General features: G+C 69.1%; 17 protein-coding genes and 1 tRNA gene. 13 read left to right on the top strand and 5 right to left on the bottom strand.

Annotation, left to right across the window (positions count from 1 at the left end; genetic code table 11):
* The first annotated feature begins 136 nt into the window (after positions 1 to 136).
* Together ACFP2T_RS29155 and ACFP2T_RS29150 are read left to right on the top strand one after the other, a co-directional pair.
* Complete coding sequence (locus tag ACFP2T_RS29155; protein WP_377427170.1) at positions 137 to 847, top strand: ThuA domain-containing protein; 711 nt, start codon at positions 137 to 139, stop codon at positions 845 to 847.
* Positions 817 to 1,935, top strand: a complete 1,119-nt coding sequence (locus tag ACFP2T_RS29150) for a Gfo/Idh/MocA family protein (protein ID WP_377427168.1) — start codon at positions 817 to 819, stop codon at positions 1,933 to 1,935. The genes ACFP2T_RS29155 and ACFP2T_RS29150 overlap by 31 nt, the downstream gene beginning before the upstream one ends.
* 91 nt (positions 1,936 to 2,026) lie before the next feature.
* On the opposite strand, the gene ACFP2T_RS29145 is transcribed toward ACFP2T_RS29150, so the two are convergent.
* The 5 genes from ACFP2T_RS29145 to ACFP2T_RS29125 all read right to left on the bottom strand — a co-directional run bounded on the left by ACFP2T_RS29145 (position 2,027) and on the right by ACFP2T_RS29125 (position 5,279).
* Positions 2,027 to 2,677: a vitamin K epoxide reductase family protein gene (locus ACFP2T_RS29145; protein WP_377427167.1), complete on the bottom strand. Its 651-nt coding sequence runs from the start codon at positions 2,675 to 2,677 to the stop codon at positions 2,027 to 2,029.
* A 10-nt stretch (positions 2,678 to 2,687) separates the two neighbouring features.
* Positions 2,688 to 3,338 carry a DsbA family protein gene (locus ACFP2T_RS29140; protein WP_377427166.1) on the bottom strand — a complete coding sequence of 217 codons (651 nt, stop codon included), beginning with the start codon at positions 3,336 to 3,338 and terminating at the stop codon, positions 2,688 to 2,690.
* Between the two features lie 387 nt (positions 3,339 to 3,725).
* Entirely contained in the window at positions 3,726 to 4,139 is a 414-nt protein-coding gene (locus ACFP2T_RS29135; RefSeq protein WP_377427163.1) for a hypothetical protein, read from the bottom strand.
* Between the two features lie 118 nt (positions 4,140 to 4,257).
* Positions 4,258 to 5,001: a class I SAM-dependent methyltransferase gene (locus ACFP2T_RS29130; protein WP_377427160.1), complete on the bottom strand. Its 744-nt coding sequence runs from the start codon at positions 4,999 to 5,001 to the stop codon at positions 4,258 to 4,260.
* A gap of 205 nt (positions 5,002 to 5,206) precedes the next feature.
* Positions 5,207 to 5,279 (bottom strand) — tRNA-Leu (locus ACFP2T_RS29125).
* An 85-nt stretch (positions 5,280 to 5,364) separates the two neighbouring features.
* Between ACFP2T_RS29125 and ACFP2T_RS29120 the strand changes: the two genes are divergently transcribed.
* The 11 genes from ACFP2T_RS29120 (at position 5,365) to polA (ending at position 18,037) form a co-directional block, all read left to right on the top strand.
* The gene (locus ACFP2T_RS29120; RefSeq protein WP_377427159.1) at positions 5,365 to 5,982 is read left to right on the top strand and encodes an ANTAR domain-containing response regulator; all 618 of its coding nucleotides are present in this window, start codon (positions 5,365 to 5,367) and stop codon (positions 5,980 to 5,982) included.
* 73 nt (positions 5,983 to 6,055) lie between these two features.
* Positions 6,056 to 7,264 carry a hypothetical protein gene (locus ACFP2T_RS29115; RefSeq protein WP_377427156.1) on the top strand — a complete coding sequence of 403 codons (1,209 nt, stop codon included), beginning with the start codon at positions 6,056 to 6,058 and terminating at the stop codon, positions 7,262 to 7,264.
* A 276-nt stretch (positions 7,265 to 7,540) separates the two neighbouring features.
* Entirely contained in the window at positions 7,541 to 8,704 is a 1,164-nt protein-coding gene (locus ACFP2T_RS29110) for a branched-chain amino acid ABC transporter substrate-binding protein (RefSeq protein ID WP_377427154.1), read from the top strand.
* 101 nt (positions 8,705 to 8,805) lie between these two features.
* The gene (locus tag ACFP2T_RS29105; protein WP_377427151.1) at positions 8,806 to 9,756 is read left to right on the top strand and encodes a branched-chain amino acid ABC transporter permease; all 951 of its coding nucleotides are present in this window, start codon (positions 8,806 to 8,808) and stop codon (positions 9,754 to 9,756) included.
* On the top strand, positions 9,753 to 10,862 hold the full coding sequence (locus ACFP2T_RS29100) for a branched-chain amino acid ABC transporter permease (RefSeq protein WP_377427149.1): 1,110 nt from the start codon (positions 9,753 to 9,755) through the stop codon (positions 10,860 to 10,862). The genes ACFP2T_RS29105 and ACFP2T_RS29100 overlap by 4 nt, the downstream gene beginning before the upstream one ends.
* An 85-nt stretch (positions 10,863 to 10,947) precedes the next feature.
* Positions 10,948 to 11,757 (top strand): ABC transporter ATP-binding protein, encoded by an 810-nt coding sequence (locus ACFP2T_RS29095; protein ID WP_377428026.1) that lies wholly within the window; start codon positions 10,948 to 10,950, stop codon positions 11,755 to 11,757.
* Positions 11,747 to 12,457 carry an ABC transporter ATP-binding protein gene (locus ACFP2T_RS29090; RefSeq protein ID WP_377427147.1) on the top strand — a complete coding sequence of 237 codons (711 nt, stop codon included), beginning with the start codon at positions 11,747 to 11,749 and terminating at the stop codon, positions 12,455 to 12,457. The genes ACFP2T_RS29095 and ACFP2T_RS29090 overlap by 11 nt, the downstream gene beginning before the upstream one ends.
* Before the next feature lie 33 nt (positions 12,458 to 12,490).
* Positions 12,491 to 13,402 (top strand): ABC transporter substrate-binding protein, encoded by a 912-nt coding sequence (locus ACFP2T_RS29085; RefSeq protein ID WP_377427144.1) that lies wholly within the window; start codon positions 12,491 to 12,493, stop codon positions 13,400 to 13,402.
* Positions 13,403 to 13,408: 6 nt separating this feature from the next.
* On the top strand, positions 13,409 to 14,431 hold the full coding sequence (locus ACFP2T_RS29080; RefSeq protein ID WP_377427141.1) for an amino acid ABC transporter permease: 1,023 nt from the start codon (positions 13,409 to 13,411) through the stop codon (positions 14,429 to 14,431).
* Positions 14,428 to 15,243, top strand: coding sequence for an amino acid ABC transporter ATP-binding protein (locus ACFP2T_RS29075; RefSeq protein WP_377427138.1), 816 nt, complete (start codon positions 14,428 to 14,430; stop codon positions 15,241 to 15,243). The genes ACFP2T_RS29080 and ACFP2T_RS29075 overlap by 4 nt, the downstream gene beginning before the upstream one ends.
* Before the next feature lie 106 nt (positions 15,244 to 15,349).
* Positions 15,350 to 18,037 carry a DNA polymerase I gene (gene polA, locus ACFP2T_RS29070; protein WP_377427135.1) on the top strand — a complete coding sequence of 896 codons (2,688 nt, stop codon included), beginning with the start codon at positions 15,350 to 15,352 and terminating at the stop codon, positions 18,035 to 18,037.
* Positions 18,038 to 18,068: the final 31 nt, after the last annotated feature.

Genomic DNA, 18,068 nt, shown 5'->3' with positions numbered 1-18,068 from the left:
GCCGCAACGGCGGCCGGGTCGTCGGCGCTCACCCGGTCGGTAGGCTGCGTCGAGCGACGGAATCGGTATCGGCGGTACGCCGCCGCCGGGCGGGAGTGGCCAGCCCGGGGACGACGGATCGCGAAAGGGAGCGAGTGTGGCGCAGCGAAGGGCACTGGTGGTTCGTGGCGGATGGGAGGGGCACCAGCCGGTCAAGGCGACCGAGTTGTTCATTCCGTTCCTCGAACGCAGCGGATATGCGGTACGGATCGAGGAGTCGACGGAGATCTACGCCGACGCCGCCGAGATGGCCGACACGGACCTCGTCGTGCAGTGCGTGACGATGTCGCAGATCACCGGCGAGCAACTGGCGGGACTGAGCGCGGCAGTCGTCGCCGGCACGGGATTCACCGGCTGGCACGGCGGTATCGCGGACTCGTTCCGGGCGTCATCCGATTACCTGCACCTGGTAGGCGGACAGTTCGCGACCCATCCGGGCAAGGAGCCGTGCGAACGTCACGGTGGCGCGGAGGACAACTTCCTGCCGCACACGGTGAACATCACCGAGCGTGGACGGACGCATCCGATCACCGAAGGGGTCGAGGACTTCGACCTGGTCACCGAGCAGTACTGGGTGCTGCACGACGACCTGATCGACGTACTGGCCACCACGACCCACCCGACGCAGGCGTGGCATCCGTGGCACCGGCCGGTCACCTCGCCCGCGATCTGGACCCGGCTCTGGGGCGCCGGGCGCATCGTCGTGACGACTCCCGGGCACAGTCTCGACGTGCTGGAGCACGCATGCGTCCGTACCGTGATCGAGAGGGGCATGCTGTGGGCGACCCGCACCGCGTCGGCGTCGTAGGTCTCGGGGTCATCTCCCGCGCGTACCTGAAGACGCTCGCGAACCACCCCGCGGTGAGCATCGCCGCGGTGGCCGACCTCGACGCCTCCCGGTCGGCCGCGGTGGCCGCCGAGCTTTCCGGAGCCGAGGCGTTGAGCGTCGAGCGCCTGCTCGACCACCCGGACGTGCAGACGGTGCTCAACCTCACCATCCCGGCGGCGCACGCCGAGATCTCGCTCGGTGCGATCGACGCGGGCAAGAACGTCTACGTCGAGAAGCCGCTCGCGGTCACGTTCGCGGACGGCCGCTCGATCGTCGACCGGGCCGCGGCGGCCGGCGTCCGGGTGGGTTGCGCGCCGGACACCGTCCTGGGTACCGGTACGCAGACGGCGCGCGCGGCGATCGACGGTGGGTTGATCGGCCGCCCGGTGTCCGCGTCGGCCGTCATGGTCACACCCGGGCACGAACGGTGGCATCCGCACCCCGACTTCTACTACACCGCGGGCGGCGGTCCCCTGCTGGACATGGGGCCGTACTACGTCTCGGCGCTCATCCACCTGCTCGGTCCGGTCCGTGCGGTGGTCGGAGCCGCCAGCCGGCTGCGCGCCGAGCGGGTCATCGGTTCGGGGCCGCGCATCGGCCAGCGGGTCCCGGTCGACGTGGACAGCCACGTGACCGGTGTGCTCGAGCACGCCAACGGAGCCCTCTCCACCATCACGACGAGCTTCGACGGCGTCACGACGACGGCCGCGCCGATCGAGGTGCAGGGGGAGACGGGCACGCTCGCCGTACCCGATCCGAACCACTTCGACGGCGAGGTCCGGCACTTCGCGCTCGGCGGCACCGGATGGCGCGTACTCGAACCACAGGCGGGCTACGCGGGCGCTGCCCGGGGTGTCGGCCTGATCGACCTCGTCGGAGCCGACGGGCAACGTCCGCCACGCGCCAGCGGCGACGTCGGGCTGCACGTACTCGAAACGATGACGGCCCTGCTCCGTTCGGCTGCCGTTGGCCGGCGGATCGCGCTGACGACGGTGGTGGAGCGGCCCGCGCCGGTCCCGCTCACCCAGGTCGAGGACTGGACGGCACAGCACGTACCCGGACACTGACCCGGGCGCAACCCGACGCTGCGCGAACCGGCGGAGGAGTGGCCCGGCTCGGCCATGGTGACATGGCCGAGCCGGTGGACGGCGTCCGCCGTCACAGCAAGGTGCGCCAGTAGGTCCAGAACGCCTCGCCGACCAGCAGGGTCAGGATGAGCAGCCACGCCACCGGGATCGCCGTGTGCAGCCGGGTGATCGCGGTGACCGTCGGCCGCCAGGACGCCGGGACCGGAAGGTGGCCGCGATCGAGGTTGTACAGCGTGGTGTAGCTGAACACGATGATCGTGACCAGCCACACCACCATGCAGTACGGACACAGCGCGCCGATCCGGTAGAGGCTCTGCACGAAGAGCCAGTGCACCAGCCCGATGCCGAACACCGCGCCGGCCTGTAGGCCGAGCCACCACCAGCGGGACAGCCGAATCCCACCGAGCACGGCGACGCCGGTCGCGACCACCAGTGGGAACATGGCCACCCCGAGCAGTGGGTTGGGAAAGCCGAACACCTCGGCCTGCGGGGTGTTCATGACCGACCCACAGGACAGGATGGGGTTGATCGAGCAACTGGGCGTGTAGGCGGGATCGCGCAGCAACGCGATCTTCTCCACGATCAGGACGAACGCGGCGCCGCCGCCGAGAATCCCGCCGACGCTCAGGACCCAGCCGACCAGCCGGTCGCTGATCGCGCTCGGCTCGTCCGGATCGGCGCCGTCGACCGGGTCGGGTCGGGTAACCGTGGTGCTGGACACGGTGCCTCCCCTACCGCGCCAGGGCGTCATCGATGGTCTTCCTGAGCGCCTCGTAGGTCGGGTCCTGCTCGTACCGCGCGCCGTTGACGAAGAACGTGGGCGTGCCGCGCACGCCGAGCCGCTGACCGTCCTCGGCGTCCGACCGGACCCGCGCGTCCACCTCCGGGCTGGCGATGTCGGCGCGGAACTTCGCCACGTCCAGGCCCAGCTCGCCCGCGTACCCGACGAACGTGTCCACCTGGGACTGTTCGTTGTGGCTCCACGCGGTCTGGTTGTCGAACAGCTTGACGTACATCTGCTCGAACTTGCCCTGCCGCGCGGCCGCCTCCGCCGCGTGCGCCGCGTTGAATGCGTTCGGGTGGCTCGCGATCGGGAAGTACCGAACCACGTACGTGATCCGGTCCCGGTACTCGGCGCGTAGCCGTTCCACCCCCGGATAGGCCGCGCCGCACGCCTCGCACTCGAAGTCCAGGAACTCCACGACCGTGACCTTGCCGTCCGCCGCGGTGGAGAGCCGGTGACTGTTTGGCCGGACCACCGTCTGCGCCGCCTCGCTGGCCGGCACGCCCTCGCCGCCGGCGCGGTTGACCACCAGGGCAACGGTCAGCACGGCGAGCGCGACCCCGACGAGGCTGAGCGTCACCTTCAGGTTGGTGCCCATCCCGCCGCGCCGCGCCCGACGCACCGCCTTTCCGGCGGCTTTCGCCCGTTCGCTTGCCGGACCGGCGGCTCTCGGGCTGCCGGATCCACGTGCTCTGCGCTGCTTGCCTGCCGAACCACGGTTCGCTTTCGTCTTGTGTGGTGGCACGGTCGGTTCCTCACTTCCAATAGTTCAGGTTTGGCTGAATTGTTTGCGCCGTACCGGACAGCCGGCGAGCTACCCGGCGGGAGCGGAGGGGTGACCACGGCAGGCGAACCGGGACCGGACGCTCCGGTACGGGGCGTGGTCGACGAACGAGGCGGTAGGCGGCAGCCACCGAGGGGACAGCGAGGAAGTCGGGCTTGCCGCGCCGGGGAGAGCTACCGCGAAAGGGACGTCACGCCGCGCCTATATGCGCAGCACGTCAATCCGCGTCGGACCGGCCGACGGTGGCCGCACACGGGGAATGCCCATTCGGGCCCACCAGTACGACGCGTGCACCAACAGCGGCCGGCGAACCGCGCCGGCAATGGCCAGCCCGGCCAGCGCCACGACCACGAACAGGCACGCGCCGGCAACGACGTCACTCGGATCGTGCCCGCCGTGCGGCGCGCCGCCGCCCGCCTCGGGCACCAGCGTTCCCGGCAGCGAAGCCTGTAGGAGCACGTTGGGGCAGGCAGCGTGACCCGCCATCGGCACCGCCGCGAGCGGCGTGTCACCACACGACGGGCCGCCGAACAATGCGACGGCGAACAACGCCCCGACGACCGTGAGCCAGCGCAGCAACAGCACCGAGGGCGCCCGGCCGGCCGCGACAGTCACCACCCCAGGGTACGCGAAGCAGAATGCCGGCAAGCGTGCTGACGAGCGTTGGGACCGGACGGGCGCGGAGAGGACTCACGCCCATGCCGACCGGCTGTTCCCGCCGTGGCGGTCGAATCTAGCGGTCCGTCGGGATGCTGTAGACGGACACATGGGACCGCGACTCGGCGGTGAACTCCGTGCCGCGCCAGTCCGCGTGCCTGCTCTCCAGCTCGAATCCGGCCAACTGCGCCATGAGATCCAGCTCGGCGGGCCAGATGTAGCGGTGCGGGCTGCGGAACAGCTCGGCCTGCCTGCCCTCGTCGAACCTGAAGTGGTGCGAGACGACCTGCTGGCGTAGAACGTCGTAGGTGTCCAGGCCGATGTATCCGGACTCGGAGTGCCAGACCACTGCCTGCTGACCCGGTGGAAGCTGGCGTAGCTCGGGCACCCACAGCTCGACCACGAACCGGCCGCCGGGGGTCAGGTGGCGGGCGGCGTTACGAAAGCATGCGACCTGCTCGGCCTGGGAGAGCAGGTTCGAGATCGTATTGAAGACGAGGTAGACGACGGTGTACGTCCCCGGGGCGGTGGCGGTCGCCATGTCTCCCACGACGACCGGGATCGTGGCCTCGTCCGCCTTGGTGCGGAGTTGGTCGATCATCGGACGGGACAGCTCGATGCCGGTGACGGGCACCCCGCGCTCGGCGAGCGGGACGGCCACCCGACCGGTCCCGATGGCGAACTCCAGCACGCCTCCGTCACCTGCGAATTCGGCGAGGCGGTCCACGGCCGGCCCCAGCACCTCGGGTGCGAACATGCCGGTGCCCGGCGTGTCATAGCGCTGGGCGGCGTCGACGTCCCAGATCTCCTCCTGCCGCATGCCCGCCATGCTCGCCGTGCAATGTACGCGTTGTCCAACGATTTACGGCTATGGGCAGAATGCGTCTTCAGGGTGAACGGTGCCGGCGGGGACCCACACCGGCCAGCACGCCGTTGACCAGGCGTCTTGCGCGCCCCGGTGCCGTGCCGTAGGGGACGGCGAATGCGGAGAACCGCGCTGACCAGAGAAAACGTCCTGTCAGTTGTGCCCCCGGTGGGATTCGAACCCACACTGTCGATCTTTTGAGAATCGCGCCTCTGCCGTTGGGCTACAGGGGCCTAGCGTCGATAAGACTACCCACTACGCTGAGGACGGCGACACCCGGCTGGGCAGGTGTCGGAAAGTAGTTGGGGGTAGGGGCTCGTGGCCGACATTCAGGCTGGTGCCGAGCGTAGGCGGGTGTTGATTGCTGAGGACGAGGCGCTCATCCGGCTGGACCTGGCCGAAATGCTGGTCGAGGAGGGCTACGACGTGGTGGGGGAGGCGGGCGACGGCGAGACAGCCGTGCGCCTGGCCGAGGAGCTGAAGCCCGACCTCGTCATCCTCGACATCAAGATGCCCATCATGGATGGGTTGGCCGCCGCGGAGCGGATCGCCGGTGGTCGGATCGCGCCGGTGGTCATCCTCACCGCGTTCAGCCAGCGTGACCTGGTGGAGCGGGCCCGGGCGGCCGGCGCGATGGCGTACCTAGTGAAGCCGTTCCAGAAGAGCGACCTGGTACCGGCGATCGAGATCGCGCTGTCGCGCTACTCCGAGATCGCCGCGCTGGAAGCCGAGGTGGCCGGACTCACCGACCGGCTGGAGATCCGCAAGACCGTGGAGCGGGCCAAGGGCGCCCTGATGACCACGTACGGAATGACGGAGCCGCAGGCGTTCAAGTGGATCCAGCGCACCGCGATGGACCACCGGATGACGATGCGTGAGGTGGCCGAGCGGATCCTGGCCGAGGGGACGGGCGCCGAGCCGGCCGAGGCGGGCTGAGGCAGCGGGGGCCGCCCGCGGCCGGTGTGCCGGAGGTCACCGTTCGCGGCGTCGTCTCCGTACGATCGACTTCATGTTTCGCGGGTTACGGGTCGGTGCGGTGGTCGCCGTGCTGGCGGTACTGTCGCTGGCCGGCGGCTGTCGCGAGCCGGTGCGCGGCGGCGATCAGGCCGGCGGTGGCCCGATCGACCCCGTAGGCCCGATCGATCCGAGCTGGGTCTCGTCGACCCTGCCCGCTCCGGATGGCGGCGCCGAGCGGCTGATGGTGCGGGACGTGTCGAGCTGCGCCGACCGGTGGTTCGTGGTCGGCGGGGCGGTGGCGGCCGACGGTACCGAGCGTCCCGTTGCCTGGCGGAGCGCCGACGGCCGGTCCTGGGAGCCACTGGCCGTACGCGCGGACAGCTTCTACGGGCGACGCGCCGTCCTGTACGCGGCGGCCTGCCGGGACGGTCGGCTGGCCGCGCTCGGTGCCCACGCCGGGGGAGTACACGGCAATCCGAGGGTGACCGGGTGGCGGCAGACCGATGACGGGTCCCTGGCCGAGGTGTCCGCGCCCTTCGAACTCTACGGCGGGCCGACGGCGGCGAGCGTCGCCCGGATGGCCGTCGGACCGTCCGGCTGGTTGATCGTGGGGAACCGGATCAGCGGTGCCGCCGTCTGGGTGGCGACCGACCCGGCCGCCTTCGAGATCGTCGAGGGGGCTCCCGGCCTGGCCAGCGACGCCGCCGGGCGGACCTGGGCGTTCGACGCCGCCGCCGGGCCGGACGGTTGGCTGGCCGTCGGTGGTATCGGCCGGACCGGGCGGGTCGAGCGGGATCCGGTGGCCTGGGTCTCCCGCGACGGCCGGGGCTGGCAGCGCCAGGAGGTACCCGGCACCCCCGGGTACGACGAACTCCAGCGGGTCGCGGTGGTCAACGGTCACCGGATCGCTGTCGGCCCGCGTGGTACGACGTTCGGGGCGTGGCGGGACGACGGTTCCGGCTGGGTGGTCGCCGGGCGGTTCGGCAGCACGCAGGGTAGTGGCGCGGCTACGGTGTCCGGTCTCGTCGCGATCGACGGGCAGCTCGTCGCGGCGGTTTCCGACGGTACGGCCTACCAACTCTGGATCTCCGAGGACGAGGGTGGTTCGTGGCGCTCGCTGCGGGGTCCGGTCCCGGGCATGCCGGCCGGGGCGTCCCGCTCCGTGACGCTCGGTGTTGAGGATCACCGCCTGGTGCTCGCCCTGGACGACGGGACCGGCAGCACCCTCTGGTCGACCGGAACGCCGATGTCCACCCGCTGAGTTCGGTGGCCAGCCGCCGCCAGCGGGTTCGGCGGCCGGGTGTCCCCGGTGGCCGCCGGTGTCCTGCTCCGGTCTTACAGCTGGCGCAGTGGATCAGCCACGCCTTGTAACGTTTAGGTCAACCCCCTGCTGCGGGTCTATCGGCGCTGCCGATCGGTGGGATAACGTCCGGCCCCAGACCGCGACAACGGTCCGGTTCACCCATCCCCGCGATTCCCGGCAAGAGCCAATTAGCGGCGGGTGGTTTGGACCCCTGGACGGAGGAGGGTTCGGGCCTTGAGGCAGAGAATCGCACGCACACTCGGCGGCGTTGCCCTGGTGGCGCTCGTCGCTAGCGGAGCGGCGTGCTCCGGTAGCGGCGGCGAGGATGATGCCGCCGGGGGCGAGGCTTGTGGTAGCAAGATCGCCTTTTTTGGCGCATTGACGGGCAGCTCGGCAGCGCTCGGCATTAATGAGAACAACGGGGTGAAGCTCGCGGTCGACAAGTACAACAAGGAGAACGCCGACTGCAAGGTCGAGCAGGTGGAGCTCGACTCGCAGGGCAGCCCGGACCAGGCGCCGCAGCTGGCGCAGCGGGCCATCGACGACGAGAAGATCCTTGGCATCGTCGGCCCGGCCTACTCGGGCGAGTCCGAGGCGGCCAACCCGCTGTTCTCCGAGGCCGGCCTGGTGCACATCACCGCCTCCGCGACCAACCCGACGCTCGCCCAGCAGAAGTGGCCGACGTTCTTCCGCGCGGTCGGCAACGACCTGAGCCAGGGCCCGGCGGCCGCGACCTACATCAAGAACGTGCTCAAGGCCGAGAAGGTCTACGTCATCGACGACCAGTCCGCCTACGGTGTGGGTCTGGCCGACGAGGTCAAGAAGCTCCTCGGTGCCACGGTCGTCGGCAGTGACAAGGTGCAGGGCGAGGGGAAGCAGACGGACTTCTCGGCCAGCGTCACCAAGGTCAAGAGCTCCGGCGCCACGGTCGTCTTCTACGGCGGCTACTACCAGGAGGCCGGGCTGATCCGTAAGCAGCTCACCGGCGCCGGTGTGACCGCCACGCTGGTCGCCGGGGACGGCGTCAACGACCCCGCCTACATCTCCAGCGCGGGACAGGCGGCTGCCGAGGGCACCATCCTGACCTGCCCGTGCCAGCCGGCCGCCAAGGCCAAGGGCACGTTCGCCGCCGACTACCAGGCGCTCAACGGTGTCGCGCCGGGTACCTACAGCGACACCGCCTACGACGCGGCGAACATCCTGCTCGCGGGCATCAAGGACGGCAAGGCGACCCGCGAGGCGTTGCTGGAGTTCGTGAAGGGCTACAGCGGCGAGGGCGTCGCGGCGACCTACAAGTTCACCGAGACCGGCGAGCTGGACCCCGCGCAGGTCAAGGTGTGGGCGTACAAGGTCCAGGGTGGCCAGGTTGTGCCGGACCAGGAGATTCCGAAGTCCTGACCTGCCCGTCTTGTAGCAGTTGATTGATCTCGGGTGCGACCGGGAGCACAGCCCCGGTCGCACCCGAAGTCGTCGTCAAGCCAAACCGGGAGCACCCTTCCTTGGACTTCAACGGACTGTTCTCCAATTTCGGGGAACTCACTACAACGGGCCTGACCCAGGGCGCCATCTATGCCCTCGTCGCGCTCGGCTACACGCTCGTCTACGGCGTGTTGAAGCTGATCAACTTCGCCCACTCCGAGGTATTCATCGCCGGCGCCTTCGCGGCGATCTGGACCTGGGGTGCCCTCGGTCTCAACCAGGACTCCGTGGTCAACGGCGTCGGTTCGATCATCATGTACCTGGGCATCGCGATGGTGGCGGCGGCACTCGCCTCGGCGGTGACCGCGAGCGTGATCGAGCGGGTGGCCTACCGGCCGCTGCGTAAGCGCAACGCGCCTCCGCTGGCCTTCCTGATCACCGCGATCGGTGCCTCCATCGCCATCTCCGAGGCGTTCGGCATCTACACCCGGCGGCTGCCGGAGGGCGTGCCGAACCTGGTCAGCATCGAGCCGCTGTTCACCATCGCCGGAACCCCGATCAGGCCCATCGAGCTGCTGATCGTCGGCTCCGCGCTGGTGATGATGGTGTTGCTCGACCTCTTCGTCAACCGCACCCGGTTCGGTCGCGGTATCCGGGCCGTGGCGCAGGATCCCAACACCGCCGCCCTGATGGGCGTCAACAAGGACCGGATCATCCTGCTGGTCTTCATCGCCGGTGGTGCGATGGCCGGGGTCGCGGGCCTGCTGTACGACATCCGGATCGGTGCGCTGACCTACAGCGTCGGCTTCCTGTTGGGTCTCAAGGCGTTCACCGCCGCGGTGCTCGGCGGCATCGGCAACCTGCGCGGCGCGCTGCTCGGCGGCCTGCTGCTCGGGTTGGTGGAGAACTACGCGTCGGGCCTGATCGGTTCGCAGTGGAAGGACTTCGCCGCGTTCGCCGTCCTCGTCGTCCTGCTGATGTTCCGGCCGACTGGACTGCTTGGCGAGTCACTGGGGAGGGCGCGGGCATGAGCGGTGCTGCAGAACGCATTCGTAACGACTGGCAATCGGTTGGCGAGCGGTGGCGTAGGGCCCCGCGGTGGATGCGGTGGGTCGTACTGGCGGCCGTGATCGTGTTCTTCTACGCCCTGCCGAACAAGGAGTTCTACCAGTACCTGGGGCCGATCCCGACCACCGAGTCCAACTTCGGTCAGGTGCTCTTCACGGTCTCCATCTACGTGCTGTTGGCGGTCGGACTCAACATCGTGGTCGGCTTCGCCGGCCTGTTGGACCTCGGCTACTTCGGCTTCTTCGCGGTCGGCGCGTACACGGTGGCGGTGTTGACCTCACCGAGCAGCGACCTCAAGACCCTCTGGCCGTGGCTGGCCGTGGTGCCGTTGGCCATCGCACTGACGATGATCTCCGGCATCTCCCTCGGTACGCCGACACTGCGGCTCCGCGGTGACTACCTGGCGATCGTCACGCTCGGCTTCGCCGAGATGATCCGGATCGCGGCGACGAGTTCGACGTTCCTCAAGGGGCAGCGGGGCTTCAACCAGATCCCGCACCCGCCCGGCGAGTACGCCGACGGCAAGCCGGTCTTCGGGGTGCTCGACGCGCGCCCGTACTACTGGCTGGTGCTGAGCGTGATCATCCTGGTGGTGTTCGGGGTGCGGAACCTGACCCGTAGCCGGGTCGGCCGGGCCTGGGTGTCGATCCGGGAGGACGAGGACGCGGCCCAGTTGATGGGCGTGCCCACGTTCAAGTTCAAGCTGTGGGCGTTCGCCGCCGGTGCCGCGATCGGCGGCCTGGCCGGGGCGTTGTACGCCGGCAAGCAGAACTTCGTCAACTCGCAGAACTTCGAACTGCTCAACTCGATCATCATTCTCGCCGCGGTGATCCTCGGCGGCTCCGGCAACATCGTCGGCGCCATCGTCGGTGGCGGTCTGGTGGCGTACCTGATCGAGCGGTTCCGGGGCATCGAGCTGTTCGGTGTCGAGTTGTACGAGTACCGCTTCCTGTTCTTCGGAGTCATCCTCGTGGTCATGATGATCTTCAGGCCGGAGGGCCTGATCCCGAACCGACGACGAGCGGCCGAGTTCAAGGACCGTCGCAAGGAGGTGACCGTCGGTGGCTGAGACCGGACGGAAGCCGGCGGTACCGGCACAGCCAGCCCCGGGCGGAACCGATTCGCAGCGGACCGCTCCGGCCAGCCCCGACACGGTGGCGAGCCCGGCAGGGCAGCCGGCGGCAAGCACGCGCGAGCCGTTGCTGGAGGTCGACAACGTCACCCTGCGCTTCGGTGGCGTGGTCGCGCTCGACCAGGTGGACTTCACCCTCTACAAGGGAGAGATCCTGGGTCTGATCGGTCCCAACGGCGCCGGAAAGACCACCTGCTTCAACGCGATGACCGGCATCTACCAGCCGACCGAGGGCGAGATCCGGTTCCGGGGATCGCGGATCACCGGCAAGAAGCGGCACCAGATCACCAAGCTGGGCATGGCCCGGACGTTCCAGAACATCCGGCTCTTCCCGGAGATGACCGCGCTGGAGAACGTCCAGGTCGGCGCGGACACGCACCACAAGACGAGTGTGATCTCCGCACTCTTCCGGCTTCCCCGGCACTGGCGGGAAGAGCGGGAGGGTCGGGAGAAGGCCGAGCAGCTGCTGGAGTTCGTCGGTATCCGGGACCGGATCGACGAGGTGGCCCGCAACCTCTCGTACGGCGAGCAACGCCGCCTCGAGATCGCCCGAGCGCTGGCCACCGACCCGGTGCTGCTCTGCCTGGACGAGCCGGCGGCCGGCTTCAACCCGGCGGAGAAGGAGGAACTGCTCCAGCTCATCCGGCAGATCCGCGACCGTGGCGTGACGGTGCTGTTGATCGAGCACGACATGCGCCTCGTGATGGGGGTCACCGACCGGATCGTCGTGCTCGAGTTCGGGAAGAAGATCGCTGAAGGGCTCCCCGCCGACGTGCGCGAGGACCACCGGGTGATCGCCGCTTACCTGGGGGTGCCGGAAGATGCTGCTTGAGATCGAGGACGTGAGCCTGCTCTACGGGCGGATCCAGGCGCTGCACGGCATCAGCCTGACGGTCAACGAGGGCGAGATCGTCGCGCTGATCGGCGCGAACGGCGCCGGCAAGTCGACGACGATGCGGGCGGTCTCCGGGATCCGTCCGGTCGCCTCCGGTCGGATCAGCTTCGCCGGGCAGGACATCACGAAGATGCGGGCGGACCTGCGGGTCCGGCTCGGGCTCTGCCAGGCGCCGGAGGGCCGGGGGATCTTCCCGGGCATGTCGGTGCTGGAGAACCTGGACATGGGTGCCTACACCCGACGGGACCGGGCCGGCGTGGCCGCGGACCTGGCCCGGGTGCTGGAACTCTTTCCCCGGCTCGCCGAGCGGGCCAAGCAGCCGGGCGGCACGCTCTCCGGCGGCGAGCAGCAGATGCTGGCGGTGGGTCGGGCGCTGATGAGCCGGCCGAAGCTGCTGCTGCTCGACGAGCCCTCGATGGGGCTGGCGCCGATGCTGATCCAGCAGATCTTTTCGATCATCACCGAAATCAACCAACAGGGCACCACGGTCCTGTTGGTCGAACAGAACGCCCAACAGGCGCTGGCCCGGGCACACCGGGCGTACGTGCTGGAAACCGGTCGGATCGTCAAGGCCGGAACCGGCGCCGAACTGCTGCATGACCCCGCGGTGAAAGAGGCGTATCTGGGTGTGGCCTAACCTGTCGGCTGGCTCAGTTATGAGGAGGAGTGCATGTTCAATATCAATAGTGGTAGGCGGCGGGCCGTGTTCGGCATCGCCGGCGCTGCCCTGCTGAGCCTGACCCTCGCCGCCTGCGGCGAGCAGGAGGACGGCGGGGACACCCCGGGTGCCGGCCCGAGCGTCTCGGCGGACGCCGACTCGGCGCTCGCGGCGAAGGTGCCGGACGCGATCAAGTCGGATGGCAAGATCGTCGTCGGGACCGACTCGTCGTACGCCCCGGCCGAGTTCCTCGACCCGGACGGCAAGACCGTGGTCGGCTTCGACGTCGAGCTCTTCACCGCGGTGGCGGCGAAGCTCGGCCTGAAGGCGGAGTTCGTCTCGGCGAACTTCGGCGACATCATCACCGGCGTCAACACCAGCAAGTACGAGGTCGGCGTCTCGTCGTTCACCATCAACGACGAGCGCAAGGGCCAGGCCAACATGGTGAGCTACTACCAGGTCGGCACGCAGTGGGTGACCAAGAAGGGCAACGCGGCGGGCGTCACGATCGACAACGCGTGTGGCAAGAAGATCGCCGTGCAGAAGGACACCGTCCAGGTCGACGACATCACGGCCCGGTCGAAGACCTGCACCGACGGCGGCAAGCCGGCGATCACGATCGAGCAGTTCCCGGGCCAGGACGCGGCGACCGCTGCCGTGGTCTCCGGCAAGGACGACGCGATGCTCGCCGACTACCCGGTCGGGGTGTACGCCGTCACCCAGTCCAACGGCCAGCTCGAACTGCTGGACAAGATGTACGACGCCGCTCCGTACGGCTACGTGGTCGCCAAGGACCAGACGGCGTTCGCCGAGGCGGTGCGGGACGCGACGAAGGCGTTGATCGCCGACGGCTCGTACAAGACGGTGCTGGACAAGTGGAAGGTCGGCGACGGCGCCATCACTGATCCGGCCATCAACCCGTGAGATGAGATGACCACCGAGGAAGCCACGACCGCGCGGGCACGGCCGGAACCGATCAAGGCCGTGCCCGTACGGCATCCCGGCCGCTGGGTGACCATAGCGGTACTCGCCGTACTGACGGCGATGTTCCTGCACGTACTGCTAACGAACGACGCCTTCCAGTGGTCGTTCATGATCGACAATATGTTCCGGCCCCCGATCATCAACGGGCTGGTCCAGGGCACCGTGCTGATGACGGTCAGCGCCATGCTGATCGGCGTGGGGCTCGGGGTCGCGGTCGCGGTGATGCGGTTGTCGACCAACCCGATCCTGCGGACCGTCTCCTGGCTCTACACCTGGTTCTTCCGGGCGGTGCCCCGGCTGGTGCTGCTGGCCGTGTTCGGCAACATCGGCATCCTGTGGAGCCGGCTGGAGTTCGGGGTGCCGTTCGACACCCAGCTCGGGCAGCTCTTCGGCATCGACGGCCTCGAACTGCGGCTCTTCGGCTTCGACTCCCGGGACGTCCTGACCGGGTTCATGGCCGGCCTGCTCGGTCTGGCGCTCTCCGAGGCCGCGTACATGGCGGAGATCGTCCGCGCCGGCATCCAGTCGGTGGATCCCGGGCAGGGTGAGGCGGCCGGCGCGCTGGGGATGAGCCGGGGCCAGACGCTGCGCCGGGTGGTGCTGCCGCAGGCGATGCGGATGATCATCCCGCCGACCGGCAACGAGACCATCGCGATGCTCAAGGACACCTCGCTGCTGATGTACGTACCGGTCAGCATGGAGCTGTTCTTCCAGCTGGACGCGGTCGGCAAGCGGACGTTCCAGATCTTCCCGATGTACGTCGCCGCCTGCCTGTGGTACCTCCTGCTCAGCAGCATCCTGCTGATCGGCCAGTACTTCCTGGAGCGGCACTTCGGCAAGGGCTACGGCCAGACCGAGCGGGCCCGGTTCCGGCTGCGTAACCTTGCCGCCGAGACCGGTGGCGGTGCCGCCGGGGCGGGTGGAACCGTGGGTGGAACCCCGAGCGGGACGGGAGGGACGCCGGGATGACCGGGGCGACGATTCCGGAGCAGGCCGCGCCGCCGGAGGCCGAGGCCGACGCCACCGTGATGGTCCGGGCGGAGAACGTGCACAAGTCGTTCGGTCACCTGGAGGTGCTGCGCGGCGTCGACCTGGAGGTGCGGGCCGGCGAGGTGTGCTGCGTGCTCGGCCCGTCCGGTTCGGGCAAGTCGACCTTCCTGCGCTGCATCAACCACCTCGAGAAGATCAACGGTGGCCGGATCTGGGTCGACGGCGAACTCGTCGGCTACCGGGAGCGCGGTGGCAGGCTGCACGAGCTGCGCGAGAAGGAGGTCGCCGCGCAGCGCCGGTCGATCGGCATGGTGTTCCAGCGGTTCAACCTCTTTCCGCACATGACCGCGTTGGAGAACGTGATCGAGGCACCGATCCGGGTTCGCCGGGAGCCGCGTGCGGAGGTCCGTAAGCGCGGCATCGAGCTGCTGGAGCGGGTCGGCCTGGCGGACAAGGTCAACACGTACCCGGGGAAGCTCTCCGGTGGCCAGCAGCAGCGGGTGGCGATCGCCCGGGCGCTGGCCATGCGGCCGAAGGTGATGCTCTTCGACGAGCCGACCAGTGCCCTCGACCCGGAACTGGTCGGCGAGGTCCTGGACGTGATGAAGGACCTGGCCCGGGACGGCATGACCATGATCGTGGTGACCCACGAGATCGGGTTCGCCCGTGAGGTGGGTGACTCGCTGGTCTTCATGGACGGCGGCGTGGTGGTCGAGTCCGGCCTTCCCCGCGAGGTGATCGCCAACCCGAAGCACGAGCGGACCCGCGCGTTCCTCGCCAAGGTGCTGTAAGCGGATGTAAGGAAGGGCCCCTTCTTATCGCTTTCTGCATAGGAAGGGCCCCTTCTTAACCACCGGGTCCCGGCTCTGTCGGGGGTGCGGACTAGAGTCGCCTATCGTGACAGCCTCGACGCCGCGTCTGCTCCTGCTCGACGGTCATTCCCTGGCTTATCGGGCGTTCTTCGCCCTGCCGGTCGAAAACTTCTCCACCACGACCGGGCAGCCGACCAACGCGGTCTACGGCTTCACCTCCATGTTGATCAACATGTTGCGTGACGAGCAGCCGACGCACATCGTGGTGGCCTTCGACGTCTCCCGGCGGTCGTTCCGGACCGAGAAGTACGCGGAGTACAAGGCGGGTCGCTCGGAGACGCCGACCGACTTCCACGGCCAGGTCAGCCTGGTCAAGGAGGTGCTGGCCGCGCTCCGGGTGCCGGTGGTGGAGAAGGAGGGCTACGAGGCCGACGACGTGCTGGCCACGCTCGCCTGCCAGGGCCGCGACGCCGGGATGGACGTGCTGATCTCCACCGGCGACCGGGACGCCTTCCAACTCGTCGACGACCGGATCACCGTGCTCTACCCGCGCAAGGGCGTCTCCGACCTGGCCCGGATGGATCCGGCCGCGATCAGCGACCGCTACGGGGTCGGTCCGGACCGCTACCGCGACCTTGCCGCGCTGGTCGGCGAGAGCAGCGACAACCTGCCGGGCGTGCCGGGTGTCGGACCCAAGACCGCCGCAAAGTGGATCAACCTGTACGGCGGCGTCGAGGGCGTGGTGGCCCGAGCCGACGAGATCAAGGGCAAGGCGGGGGAGAGCCTGCGGGAGCGGCTCTCCGACGTGATCCGCAACTACGAGATCAACTGTCTGGTCGCCGACCTGGAGCTGCCGCTGCGGGTCGAGGACGCCCGCTGGGCGGGCTGGGACCGTGAGGCGGTGCACCAGGTCTTCGACACCCTGCAGTTCCGGATCCTGCGGGACCGGCTCTACCAGTACCTGGACGCGGTGCAGCCGGAGGCCGAGGCCGGCTTCGACCTGGCCGGCAAGGTTCTGCCCGGCGGCGAGGTGGCGGCCTGGCTGGGTGAACACGCCCCCTCCGGCGTTCCGGCCGGCGTCGCCGTCGCCGGCACGTTCGGCCGGGGGACGGGTTCGTTGACCGGCATCGCCCTGGCCACCGCGACCGGCGAGGCGGCCTGGTTCGACCCGGCCGCCCTGGACGAGACCGACGAGGCGGCGGTGGCCGCCTGGCTGGCCGATCCGGACCGGCCCAAGGTGCTGCACGACAGCAAGCCGGCGCTGCTGGCGTTCGCCGCGCACGGCTGGACGCTGCGCGGGGTCGTCCGGGACACCGCGCTCGCCGCCTACCTCGCCCGGCCCGACCAGCGGTCCTACGACCTGACCGACCTGGCACTGCGCTACCTGCACCGCGAACTGCGGATCGACGTGCCGGAAACCGGCCAGCTCGCCTTCGACGGGTTGGGCAACGACGGTGAGATCGAGCAGAACCTGATGCTCCGGGCCCGGGCGACCCTGGACCTGGCCGACGCCATCGACGCCGAGCTGTCCCGGGACGGCGAGTTGTCGGCCCGGTTGCTCGGCGGGGTGGAGCAGCCGCTGGTCGAGGTGCTCGGCGCGATGGAACGGATCGGCATCGCCGCCGACACCGACTACCTGTCGGAGCTGGAGGCGCACTTCGCCGGCGAGGTCAAGGCGGTGGCCCAGGCGGCGTACGGGGTGATCGGCCGGGAGTTCAACCTCGGCTCGCCCAAGCAGTTGCAGGAGATCCTCTTCACCGAGCTCGGCCTGCCCAAGACCAAGAAGATCAAGACTGGCTACACCACCGACGCCGACGCCCTGCAGTGGCTGTACGCGCAGCAACCGCATCCGCTGCTGGAGCACCTGCTCCGACACCGTGACGTGGCCCGGCTCAAGTCCACCGTCGACGGCCTGCTCAAGTCGGTCTCCGACGACGCACGGATCCACACCACCTTCCACCAGACCGTGGCGGCGACCGGCCGGCTCTCCTCGACCGACCCCAACCTGCAGAACATCCCGATCCGTACCGAGGAGGGCCGGAGGATCCGCCGGGCCTTCGTGGTGGGGCCGGGCTACGACTGCCTGCTCACCGCCGACTACAGCCAGATCGAGATGCGGATCATGGCCCACCTCTCCGGCGACGAGGCGTTGATCGAGGCCTTCAACTCCGGAGCCGACTTCCACGCCGCCACCGCCTCGTCGGTCTTCGGTGTGCCGCTGACCGGGGTCACCGCGGACCATCGGCGCAAGATCAAGGCAATGAACTACGGCCTGGCGTACGGGCTGAGCGCATTCGGCCTCGGCCAGCAGCTCGGCATCGGTGCCGACGAGGCGCGGGCCCTGATGGAGGAGTACTTCACCCGGTTCGGCGGTGTCCGGGACTACCTCCAGTCGGTGGTGAAGAAGGCGGTGCTGGACGGCTACACCGAGACCATCCTCGGCCGTCGGCGCTACCTGCCCGACCTGGTCAGCGACAACCGGCAGCGTCGGGAGATGGCCGAGCGGATGGCGCTCAACGCGCCGATCCAGGGCTCGGCCGCCGACATCATCAAGGTGGCGATGCTGCACGTCGACACCGCGCTACGCGATTCCGCGCTCCGGTCCCGGATGCTCCTCCAGGTGCACGACGAACTGGTCTTCGAGGTGGCCCCCGGCGAACGGCCCGAGCTTGAGGCGTTGGTCCGCCGGGAGATGGGCGGCGCCTACCCGCTGGCGGTGCCGCTGGAGGTCTCCGTCGGCGTCGGCTCGGACTGGAACAGCGCCGACCACTGACGCCCTACGCTAGGCCGACCACCGACGCCCT

Source organism: Plantactinospora solaniradicis (genome assembly GCF_042658085.1).
GTDB lineage: Bacteria > Actinomycetota > Actinomycetes > Mycobacteriales > Micromonosporaceae > Plantactinospora > Plantactinospora solaniradicis.
This window is presented reverse-complemented; position numbering and strand designations above follow the sequence as displayed.